Source organism: Flavobacterium inviolabile (genome assembly GCF_013389455.1).
GTDB classification, from domain to species: domain Bacteria; phylum Bacteroidota; class Bacteroidia; order Flavobacteriales; family Flavobacteriaceae; genus Flavobacterium; species Flavobacterium inviolabile.
Genome location: NZ_CP058278.1, coordinates 548,433 through 559,990, shown reverse-complemented (window position 1 = coordinate 559,990; position 11,558 = coordinate 548,433). Strand labels below are relative to the sequence as shown.

Below are 11,558 nucleotides of genomic sequence, written 5' to 3'. Positions count from 1 at the left end.
GAAAGGCGTTACATTACTGTATCGCCTTTTTTTGTCAATTTATTTTAGAGCGAGACATATAAAAAAAGCCCCGATTTATTCAGGGCTTTGACTTTTTTTATTTGGTTATACTTTCTTACTTGTGGTGCATTTTCTATTAGACTTCTTATTGATTCAAAATTTAAAGGTACAAGTTGTAATTCTTCATCCAAGACTATCAAGCCTTTTGAAATACAGAATTCTATTATGCTATTAAGAACCATCTCATAATCTGATGTGAAATTTATCCTGAAAGAAACAGATGTTACATCATCTGTTTTGCCATCAAAAAAACCTCAAAACAATTTGATTCCTGATTACCATATAAATCAATTTCCTCAGACCACGACTTACTTTTTTGCAATATGTTTCCTATTCTTTCAAAATAGGATTTGTTGAAAGGTTTAATCTGCCAATATGTTGTTTCATCAAACATATTATCATCCAAAGAAATTTTGAAGCTTTGAAAAAAAGCTTCAAAACTTTCTTTAGGTAAAATCTGAAATGTATATTGCCAAAGTGCCATACTTAGTTATTTCATAAAATTCCAAAATCCAGGATGCTTCCCTGGCTCCTTAATCAAATCCATTACACCCATATATCCACCATGTGGTAACTGAACCTGCTGAACAGGAATATTTTGTATTCCTAATCTTTGAGCAGCGTAAAATCTATGATGTCCATCAACGATATATTTAACACCATCATGTTCAACGTACTTTATAGATTCTTGAATACCGTTAGCACGAATGTCATTTAATAAAGCCTGCATCTGAGTTTTTGACTTTGTAATAAATGTGTTGGATTGAGAGAACATGTAGGAAGATTGCCTCCCCCCTTAGCGGCAACCAGATCGGATCTCACAGCCATCATTTTGCCGTCCGTAGTTGTTATTCTTACGAAGGTTCTTGAGTCGCTGGTGTTTTTAAAGCTAATGGTGCTTCTTGTACTTGTAACTCGGAGATTGTTGGTTGTAACGGTTGATGTCTGACTACGTCTTTGGGTTGAATGCTTACCGCATTTGCTTTTGGATGGACTCCGGTCCAAAAGCCATCGCCTTTGGTAGCGGAACTGGCACCACTAAAGACACCTCCGAAACTGCTGCTTTACAATTTGTCAACCTTAAAAGTTTTCGCAATAATTTTTATTTTTCCTCCTGTAGAACTTAATAAAACTTCATAAACATTAAGCTTTATATCATCCATATGACCATTCCATTTCAAATAAAAATTATTCAAATCATCATCGCTCTTTTGTAAGAGAAAGGCTTGAGCAATATTTTCGTTGGAAACAATTCCAAAATTTAAATCCATTTTTGCCCAATATACGTCTTCAAAAATAAAATTAACCCTTTCTTTATTTTCAGGCCATACAATTTCCATTTCTATCTCATCTCTAATACCAGGATTATTCCGATTTATTTTAATGTTTTTTATAATGGCGTCGTGCCAGTCATATTCGTTAAATTCCATAACTTGATTTATTTTTATTCCCACCACCATAACCAGTTTGTTAAATGTTTGCCACTTCCATTTAAATGAAAATGACTATAATTAGGGCCTTTAAAACCAGGAGCTGTTGGGGGTCTATTCTTAATTTCTCTACAAATTTTCCATTTTCAAGAATTCCGTAACTAGAACTTCTATAGGGATTTTGTATAAATTGACTTGGTATTTTTGCACCCTTAGGTAATACAACTCCCTCTTTGGTAACAGTGAAAACATTTTTCCCCACATTCGTTTCCGTTTTAGCGGCAACCAAGTCGGTTCTCACAGCCATCATTTTGCCGTCCGTAGTTGCTATTCTTACGAATGACAAAGGTTCTTGAGTCGCTGGTGTTTTTAAAGCTAATGGTGCTTCTTGTACTTGTAACTCGGACATTGTTGGTTGTAACGTTTGATGTCTGACTACGTCTTTGGGTTGAATGCTTACCGCATTTGCTTTTGGATGGGCTCCGGTCCAAAAGCCATCGCCTTTGGTAGCGGAACTGGCACCACTAAAGACACCATTAATGACACTTCCAAATACTGCTGCTTTAAAACCGGAACTCAAAGGATTCCCTCCTCCACCAGGCAGCATAGCTGTACCAAAACCAGATATAAACCCTCCAACAGAGCCTCCGATTGCACCTGAGATAAATCCACCTATACCAATCTTAGCTGCTACGGTTGCTGTAACAGCAGCGCCAACTCCGGCCGATACACCTCCAATTGCTGTGCCCCCAATTATTCCTACCCATGTGTCGCTGCTGGACCAGTTCCATTTGGTTGGATTCCAGCTTCAGTTACATTAACTGTTCAGAAATATTGTCCCTTTAGCAGCATTCGTCTTAATACTTGTACTCCACGCGCTATAAGTTACTACTTTTTCTTCATTTGGAAAAGAATTTTTAGAATGATTTTCAAAATCAAAAGAACTTGATTCAACTTCTTGAAAAAGTAAAACCGGAATTTCCTCTTATGGAAGATTCTATTTTTCCTATATTGGTAATGAGAATTGTAAGAATAAAGAGTAATATTTTTAAGAATAATTTCATCTGTCTTTTCTTTATTAAAACCAGTTGAAAGATTTGGTTGTTTTTCTTCTTCTAATGTAGGTCGAACATATTTTTTTATCTATTCTCGATTGCTTCAAAACGCTTAAAAATTTCCTTTGCTTGTATTAGACTAACCTGATTTGCTCCTCTTTCATAATAAGGATTATTAAATTGTACTCCATCATCTTCCCGGTAACATACTGGGCAAATTTGAAATGTATTATGAGCTTTATCATTCAAAGTATAAAAGCCGCAATATGGGTACTTATATTTTCCGAAAATATTAATGGCCATATAATTGTGCTTACTATAGATAATATGTAGGGCGGAAAAATATTTCTATGTAACCGTCAGTTCCCGTTAAAGCAAAACACCGTGTTGGTTTCGGGATAGATTTGCAACTTGGGTGCTTGTCATTGTGGAATGGACAGGGCACCATTTTGTTTTTGTTTGGTCAGATATCATAATGTTTCAATATGGTTGTGACACTTATTTGCTGTTTTATCTCTGCTATTTCCTTTTTTGCATTATTTTGAAATTATATTGTAAATATAATTTCAAAAAAGAACAATAAAGTGACTAAAACTGGTATATTGTAGTAAGTTTTTAGGCAACAATAGAACTTTACAGTATGAAGTTTAACGAGAAGATTAAGACTTTACGAAAGGCTTCCGGTATAAACCAACAGGACTTAGCCGACAAGTTGCATATACATGTTACACACCAGTCCAAAATGGATTAATATTGTATAAGGATTGATGAAGGTGTTTGCTGTGAGTGCCGATAACCTTTTGCATGATGATGAAGACAGCATGGTAGAGCTTAAGAACCACAAACTAAACGAATAGCTTATCTGATTAACCAACTTGATGAAGATAAAAAACGCGTTGGTTAAAATTATTAACTGAATGTTGGTCAAAAAAAGAATGAAAGATTTATTGGGTTAAAGTAAAGGTATAAAATGATTGAACTAATAAAAGGCGATATTACTAAAATAGAAGTTGATGCCATTGTAAACGCTGCAAATACATCTTTACTTGGCGGTGGTGGTGTAGATGGCGCAATTCATAAAGCTGGAGGTGAAGCTATACTTGAAGATTGTCAAAAAATCAGAAGAAAACAAGGCGGTTGCAAGGTAGGTGAGGCGGTTATTACTACTGCTGGAAAACTCCCCGCAAAATTTGTTATTCATACTGTCGGGCCTGCTTGGAATAATGGCAAAAGTAATGAGGAAAATTTATTGTCATTAGCATATTTCAATAGTCTTAAACTTGCATTAAACAATAAAGTAAACTCTATTTCATTTCCTAATATCAGCACAGGTATTTATAAGTTTCCTAAGGAAAAAGCGGCTAAAATTGCTATTCAAACTGTCACTAGTTTTTTAGCAACTACAGACAAAATAGAAAAAGTAATCTTTGTTTGTTTTGATGAAGAAAACTATAAAATTTATGATGAACTCCTAAAAAAATGAAGCCCCGATTTTTGGGGCTTCATTACTATAAAAACTCTTGTAATCTTTTAAAGGCATTTTCCTTTTCTTCTTCTTGATGTGGTTCTAAAAAAACATTCAAGAGTTCCTTCCCTTTTATGTAATCCACTAAATGAACTCCTAACCAACCAGTACTCCAAAAATCAATTTCTCCGCCCAGTTTTTCAGCATTAAATTCTACCTGATTTAATGAACCAAAATCCCCTTTCTCAAAGAATTTATATTTTATTTCGTAACCTTCTAAGTAAGGCTCTATCTCCTCCTTAAACCAATTTATATCTTTCATAGGATTACTTTACTTTAATAATTGATGATAGATTTTGTATTTGCGGAAGAACTTGTCCTCCTTGCTTTTGCAGCATAAATAATTGAGATTTACTTGCGTTAGGCCCAAGAATACTAAACCAATTAGATTGACCTCCTTGTATTAAACTATTGGTTGGAACTTGAAACTCTGCATATACTGAGCCTTTTGCAGCACCCGTAAATGAATTAAAACCTCCTGTAGCTACTGATGTTTTGCCTCCAGCGCCTTCAACCATTCGCCCTGTATTCTTCATTATATCATATTCAGCTTTTGACATCCAACGTCCTACAGTTGTCATTCCCGTTTTGCTTACAACCAGATCGGATCTCACAGCCATCATTTTGCCGTCCGTAGTTGCTATTCTTACGAATGACAAAGGTTCTTGAGTCGCTGGTGTTTTTAAAGCTAATGGTGCTTCTTGTACTTGTAACTCGGACATTGTTGGTTGTAACGTTTGATGGCTGACTACGTCTTTGGGTTGAATGCTTACCGCATTTGCTTTTGGATGGGCTCCGGTCCAAAAGCCATCGCCTTTGGTAGCGGAACTGGCACCACTAAAGACACCGTTAATGACACCTCCAAATATACCTCCGAATACTGCTGCTTTAAAACCGGAACTCAAAGGATTCCCGCCTCCTCCAGGTAGCATAGCTGTACCAAAACCAGATATAAACCCTCCAACAGAGCCTCCGATTGCACCTGAGATAAATCCACCTGCAAATCCGCCTATACCAATCTTAGCGGCGACGGTTGCTGTAACAGCAGCGCCAACTCCGGCCGATACACCTCCAATTGCTGCGCCCCCAATTATTCCTACCCAGGTGTCGCTGCTGGACCAGTTCCATTTGACTGGATTCCAGCTTCCGTTAGCAGCAACTCCTCCAAAATATGCACCGATTATAGCAGCACCGACTATAATTAATGGCGCAATTTCTCCCGATGGATCGCTAAATTTCAGAGGATTATTCCAAGCATACCCAAACCTGTTATAGCTTTGTGTATCAAATGCATCCGGGACATAATTGTCCGGAGAAAGGAATCGGTGTAATTTAGGATCGTATAAACGACCATTCATATTAATGATTCCGATACTCTGAATGTGCTCATGCCCGGTATATCCTCTGTCTAGAACGGTTAATCCTGCTAAAATATTGCCTTGGCCATCCTGAACTTTTACAATATTTCCCCAAGGATCAAAAAGACGTTTTTCAACGATATTGCCGGTTTGGTTAGAAATCGCTAAAATACTTCCCTGGTAATCACGATGTAAATACAGATATTCCTGAACGGTTCCATTGTCTTTATACACTACCGGAGCATCATAGGCATTACCACCAACAAAGAATATAAAGGTAGATTCTCCTGAGGTATTATTGGTAATTATTTCAGCACTACCATCATAAGAATAGTCTTTACGGAATTGACGTTGTGTCATGTCATTCTGTAGTCCTCCATAATGCATGGTTGTTCTAAGTTGATCCGGATTGTATTTAAAACTAACTTTATCGACTCCGGTTTCTTCAATTTTAAGAGGTTTTTTAAACATGTTGTAAACAATGTTTAATTCCCTTAGTGAAGTAGCCGGATTAGTAGTTTTTTTAATTCGGATATCGTCAAACCAAACATTTCCGGAACCATTATTGTCCAATCGGATGTTTAATTTTGTGATATGTGCCGGTACGTTGAATGTTTTTTCAACATATACCCATTGGTTTTTAGTGCCAACAAAGTAATTATCTACATTAGTGAAATATTCTGGTTCACCGTCTTTTTTCATAAAGAACTGTATCTGTGCATCCGGACCATCACTATATACCCAGCCAGAATAAGTATATTGAGTAGTGGCAGTATTACTTATAGAAATCCACTTATCCGTGTGAACCGATTTAAGGGAAGTTGTAGGGTTGTACAGTTTTAAAGAGTATTTCCCGGTTTTGGATTTGGAATCATCATATACCGGTTTGGTAAATATTTCCCAGCCTAATCCTAAGTCAGACCAACCTTTTTGTTCTTCCATTCCATCATTAAAGAGGCCTTCCCTGTTTTTGTAATAGACATCCGTTTCAGGGTTAAGATCAATGGACGTATTTTGATATGCTTTATTTGTATTGGTATAATTATATTGACCTAAGTTGTTTTCTGTGATACGGCCACGTTCATCATATTGTTGTGTTTCCGTAATCATTTTACCTACCCATAAATCATCAACATAGAAATTAGTAGCCGTGCCAACATCGTTACTGGTACCATCTTTATCAATGTTTAATGTAATATATGGATATTGAGAAACGGTATGCTCAAATTCGATGATTCCATTTTGGGCATATCCAATAAAAGATTCGTTACCAGCTCCATTGGCAGGGTTATATTCAACGATTAAAACACGAACTTTGTTAGTGGTTCCTTTATCTACTTTAACCCTAACGGATAAATTATCGCCTATTTTAGCCTGCGTTAAAAGTGTTTTTTTAACACCGGCATAGGCTTGTGTAGCGGTTACTTTTAATTGGCCGTTTTGGTTTGCTGTAGTTGCACCAAACTGTGTACCGAATTCTTCTGTCCCGGCATTAAAATTGGTATTGATAATGGAAACAATTTCTTTGTTCCATTTTACCAATCGGTCCTGGTTGTCGTACTCAAATGGTTCGTAAGTGTTGAACAAACTATTGGAACGATTGCTCAGATTTCCTCTGATCGGATCGAAATTGGTTGTGAAATTAAACAATGATCCTGTTTGATTTTTCGTTTCAAAAGCGGAAGGGAAACCATATTGGTTGTAAGTGTTTGACTGTGTTAAACCATTGCCAAAAGTACCTTGGGTTAATTGCCCGCGCTCATTAACACTATCCGTTGTCCAAAGTATTTGGTTAGAGGCATCGTCTAAAATTTGATATCTATCACCATTTTTATAAGTGTATCTAAATGTTTTAGTACTGGTTTTGTTATTTGTTAATGATTTAGCAGTCTGTTTTTCTTTTTCAATCCTACCAAAACTATCATATGTTAATTCCTTTGTAAATTCGGATGTCGAATTACCGTAAATAATTTTTTTCTGTCTTTTAAAGTTGTCGTATTCATAAATCTCAATGCTTTGGTAATCATCATGAATATAATCATCAGTGGCAATATTTGCTAAGCTACCATCTGCGTTGTATTCATAATAATAATACGGGGCTGTTCCGTCATTAGTCTCGATTTCTGTTTTGTAAATTCTGCCGAAATTATCCCGGAAATAGATGCTTTTTCCTTTTGGTGTGATTTCTTTAGTGGTTTCTCCGAATAAATTGTATTCGTATTGATGTATGCCTGCAGAGGGGTCTGTTAGTTTTGTTTTTCTTCCCCATCCATCATATTCAATAAAAGTTTTTACACCATCATAATTTGCTTCTTTGATACCACCATGGGCATAATATTTATAATTAATAGTACCTCCATTGTCAGTTGACGAGATGAGCTTGTCAATGGCATCTCTTGTTTTTATGGTTGTTTTAATTCCATCACTAATTGTAGTGGTCAATCCAGAATATGAGAAAGAATTTATTTTACCTGTAGGTTCCGTGATTTTTAAGATTCTTCCGTACTCATCATATTTTGTTGTAGTATACAGTGAAGGTCCAGAACTAATGCTAATATATGGTTCACTCACGCTTATCGGCCTGTCATAAATGTCATAATTAGTTTTTATATATGACCAGGACCCGTTTACATTATTTTCTCCTTTTAATATTTCTCTGTCTAAATCATCAAAATGACTGATACTTAGACTGTTATCTTCGTTAACTTTGAAAATGTAATAATAGAAAGGACTGTTTACAATCCAATTATATTGATATGTTATGTTCTTTCCTAAATAATCAGTCATCTTGATTTTTTTACCCCAGGAATCATAATTATATGTAGTAACCAATCCATAAGGATTCGTTTCGGTTGTTAATAAACCAGTACTGCTATTATATGTGTATTGATTGGTCGATCCGTCTACATTGGTTTTTTTTGTTAAAAATCTACCTGAAGAATCATATTGAAAACTAGTAATACGAGGTTCTAGGTTTGGAACCGTTAACTTTTTCTGTATAATATTGGCATAGGCATCATATTCGTTACTTTCAATGATGTATTCTGTATTATGAGCTTTCTTTTTTATTTGTGAAACTAAATGGTTCGGATTATAAAAGAACTGTTCCTCTGATGAACTTACATCCTGATCTGCTTGACCGGGATTAATAGTTGTCTCCACATTTTTTTGTTTAGGTAGTCCAATAATGTATGGAGAAGATAAAGGAGCTTCGTATGAAATGGTAACACTTTCAGATTCTTTGATAGCATTTCCTAATTTGGTTTTAGAAACGCTTGTTAGTGGATAGTTGAAAGAATCATAAGTAGTTGTTATTTCTTTTGATGTGCTATCTAGGCTGTTAAAGCTGGTAGATGAAGTATTTTTAATCTTAAATACCTTATTGCTTAATAACTGACTATCATAACTCATTGTGGATTTGACGATATAATCGGTCGGGCTAAGACTAATATCAAAAACAATATGTCTTGCTGAATATTCTTCTAAGACAGTACCTCTTTTTTGAACATCATATTTTGTAACATAGGAAGTAATTGGCTCGTCATCATTAAACCAATTTGTCTTTAGAATATTTCTGAACCCTAAAAAGCCAAGTCCTTCCACATTTGAAACAGCACCATGGTATGCAAATACCTGTTTGGCATAAGATGTTTGACTTCTTTTTTCGATTTTTGAAACGACATGATAAGTAGAAGAGTTTTTAATATCGAAGTTTGGATAGTTTTCTACTCCTGTTGAAGGCTTATAGAAGTTAATAACCTCTGTATCGCTTTCGGATAAATCGTCTAAGGGCTTATAACTTATAGTTTCAATAAGACCATTGCCTGTGGTAATGTGCTTTAAGAGTTTTTCTTTATTGGTGTTTTTTTGTGATTCAAATAAATGAATTTTATTATTATTGATAAAAGCAATATCAAACCCTTTGTTGGATTGTAATGGCGTAAAAAAGATAGGAACAGCAAACTTATCTATTTCTGCTTGATTGCCAGAAGAAGTAGAAGAATAATTGCCGGATGTTCTTTTAAAGGTTTCATTTTTGTTATAATAACATTCAACAGTTACAAATCCATAAGTATCATCACCGTATCTTGAGCAGGAGATATTAATTAAATCTGCTTTTCCGTCATTATCATAGTCAGTAGCTATCCAATGTCTTATTTGAAGATTTAAAAAAGAACTGGAATAAATTAACCCATTGAATTCCTGGCTTGTTCTTACAAATGAAGCTCCGGTTGCAATGTATTTATGCCAGAGTGTAGAATTTTCGGCATCAGGAATAATAAAATCCATTTTTCCATCACCGTTATAATCACCGAGTAAAGCAGGAAGATTAGTTCTAATATATGGATCGACATATGCGAATACCTGATATATTTGATTGTTCTCGTTTAGGGAATACACCCTAAGAGCTCCTTGATCAAAAACTAAAAGATCAGTTTTACCATCACCATTTACATCGGCTATATCTATTTTTGAATTTACTCCGATATAAGTTGATAGTTCACCGGCCAGATTAAAGTAATTGGGATTGTCTCTTTTTAAGTCAATAAAGTATACTTTTCTACTAGATAGTGTTATTGTGCTTCCTACACATTCATCATAAGGAGGAGTTTCACGGTATTCACGATAACTAATATCTCCACTGTCCACCACTAAGACATCTGTTAAGCCGTCACCATTAAAATCGCCTGAAAACGTTTTTTTTGGGAACATTACTTGTTCATACTGGTCGTAACCACAATATGAAGCGGTAGAAATTTGAACTGTTGGGAAAGTTACGGTTCTGTCATATTGAGGTTGAATTCCGGTAGAGCCTTTTGCGTAAATTGAAAAGGAGTATTGTGAATTGTTAACTAATTTGGTAACAGCCCATCCTTGATTTGGCATTAATTTATATCCATATGTAGCACTACCTCCTAACCAATTAACAGGAAATATATTTTCAAATTTTCCTGTATTGTGTTGAATAGGAAAGTTTGGTACATCTGAAGGCTTGATGTTATTGAAAAGATAATACGAGGATTTACTTCCTGAGCCAGTATTTGGATATAGAATGAAATCCAGTTTTCCATCACCATCATAATCGCCGGATACTATTGCTGAATTGTCTATTCGTATATTACTAACAGTTAAATTAGTATTAGACGAACTATATGCAATACTTGTAGGGGTGTATTCATAATTGAATACTGTAGGATTATAACTTTTAGAGTTGTCTCCATTTTTTTCGGTAATACTGCTTAATCTCTCATAGCCCATGTCTGTAGTAGTATGTGCTAAATAATAATTCCTAAATCCGGTAGAACTACCTAAAACTTTAACTTCACTTAAAATTACATTTTTGATGAAGTTGTATCCGTTTATATAAGCGCTTTCGGGGCGTAACCTGTTTTTGTAAACGAATTGAATTTCATTAATTGACGGGTTATTTCCTGTAGTTCCATATTTAATGCTGCTAATGCTTAAGTTATTGTTAGCGGCTGTGTAACTGTAATTGATACGAACACCTTGTGCGTTTTCCCAATAAGTTATGGCCCAGTCGTTTATTGTTCGGGAATTTACATTACTTCCATAATAAGCTTTTGAGCCATCGGGATATTCAACAGTGAAATACTCGGGTCCAAAATTAGTGCCATTCGGATGAACTCCATATGAGGTTATTTTTATATTAGAGTAATTTTCTGTTTCATAAACAGAGCCACTTAAGCCGTATCCTCCTGAAGTCCCATTTTTTATTACCAGACGTTGTCCGTCTAGAGCAAAACGATCTAAGTTGTCAAAATCTACTGCATCAATTTTTCCATCATGAAACATTGTTGAAGATACTCTTGTTATAACGGAAACTCCGGAGATATTCCATCCTAAACCGGCTAAACCATTAGAACTTTGACTATTGTAAACTAGGTTTATTTCTGGAGCGACATTGTTAATCCCTGGAGGTACCGAAATAGGAATTGAATAATTTGAGCCTCCTGTAAGAGTTACAGATAGTTCCCCTTTGGTTACTCCTACCTCTAGGGAATTGCCGGTTGGACTACCGGGTTCGAAAGGAGCTGATACTTCTGCAGTTTGTGAGTGGGTTAAATGGGTTATGAATAATAAGCTAAATAAAAAGTATAATTGCTTCATG

At 35.4% G+C, this 11,558-nt stretch carries 8 protein-coding genes; 1 reads left to right on the top strand and 7 read right to left on the bottom strand.

Going from position 1 to position 11,558, the window contains the following annotated elements; genetic code table 11:
- Window positions 1–283 precede the first annotated feature (283 nt).
- The 5 genes from HW120_RS02510 to HW120_RS17715 all read right to left on the bottom strand — a co-directional run bounded on the left by HW120_RS02510 (window position 284) and on the right by HW120_RS17715 (window position 2,848).
- Window positions 284–544, bottom strand: a complete 261-nt coding sequence (locus HW120_RS02510; RefSeq protein WP_177730474.1) for a hypothetical protein — start codon at window positions 542–544, stop codon at window positions 284–286.
- Window positions 545–550: 6 nt separating this feature from the next.
- Window positions 551–790 (bottom strand): ParB/RepB/Spo0J family partition protein, encoded by a 240-nt coding sequence (locus HW120_RS02505; RefSeq protein WP_177730472.1) that lies wholly within the window; start codon window positions 788–790, stop codon window positions 551–553.
- A 334-nt stretch (window positions 791–1,124) separates the two neighbouring features.
- Window positions 1,125–1,490 carry a hypothetical protein gene (locus HW120_RS02500; protein ID WP_177730470.1) on the bottom strand — a complete coding sequence of 122 codons (366 nt, stop codon included), beginning with the start codon at window positions 1,488–1,490 and terminating at the stop codon, window positions 1,125–1,127.
- 61 nt (window positions 1,491–1,551) lie between these two features.
- Window positions 1,552–2,097, bottom strand: coding sequence for a hypothetical protein (locus HW120_RS02495; protein WP_177730468.1), 546 nt, complete (start codon window positions 2,095–2,097; stop codon window positions 1,552–1,554).
- 532 nt (window positions 2,098–2,629) lie between these two features.
- The gene (locus HW120_RS17715) at window positions 2,630–2,848 is read right to left on the bottom strand and encodes a CPCC family cysteine-rich protein (protein WP_177730466.1); all 219 of its coding nucleotides are present in this window, start codon (window positions 2,846–2,848) and stop codon (window positions 2,630–2,632) included.
- Between the two features lie 667 nt (window positions 2,849–3,515).
- On the opposite strand from HW120_RS17715, the gene HW120_RS02480 reads away from it, so the two are divergent.
- A complete protein-coding gene (locus HW120_RS02480) occupies window positions 3,516–4,028 on the top strand; it encodes an O-acetyl-ADP-ribose deacetylase (protein ID WP_177730464.1) in 513 nt (170 codons plus the stop codon).
- A gap of 25 nt (window positions 4,029–4,053) precedes the next feature.
- Here the strand turns inward: HW120_RS02480 and HW120_RS02475 are convergent, their stop codons facing one another.
- The gene (locus HW120_RS02475) at window positions 4,054–4,332 is read right to left on the bottom strand and encodes a hypothetical protein (protein ID WP_177730462.1); all 279 of its coding nucleotides are present in this window, start codon (window positions 4,330–4,332) and stop codon (window positions 4,054–4,056) included.
- Window positions 4,333–4,336: 4 nt separating this feature from the next.
- Window positions 4,337–11,557, bottom strand: a complete 7,221-nt coding sequence (locus HW120_RS02470; RefSeq protein WP_177730460.1) for a TreTu family toxin — start codon at window positions 11,555–11,557, stop codon at window positions 4,337–4,339.
- Window position 11,558: the final 1 nt, after the last annotated feature.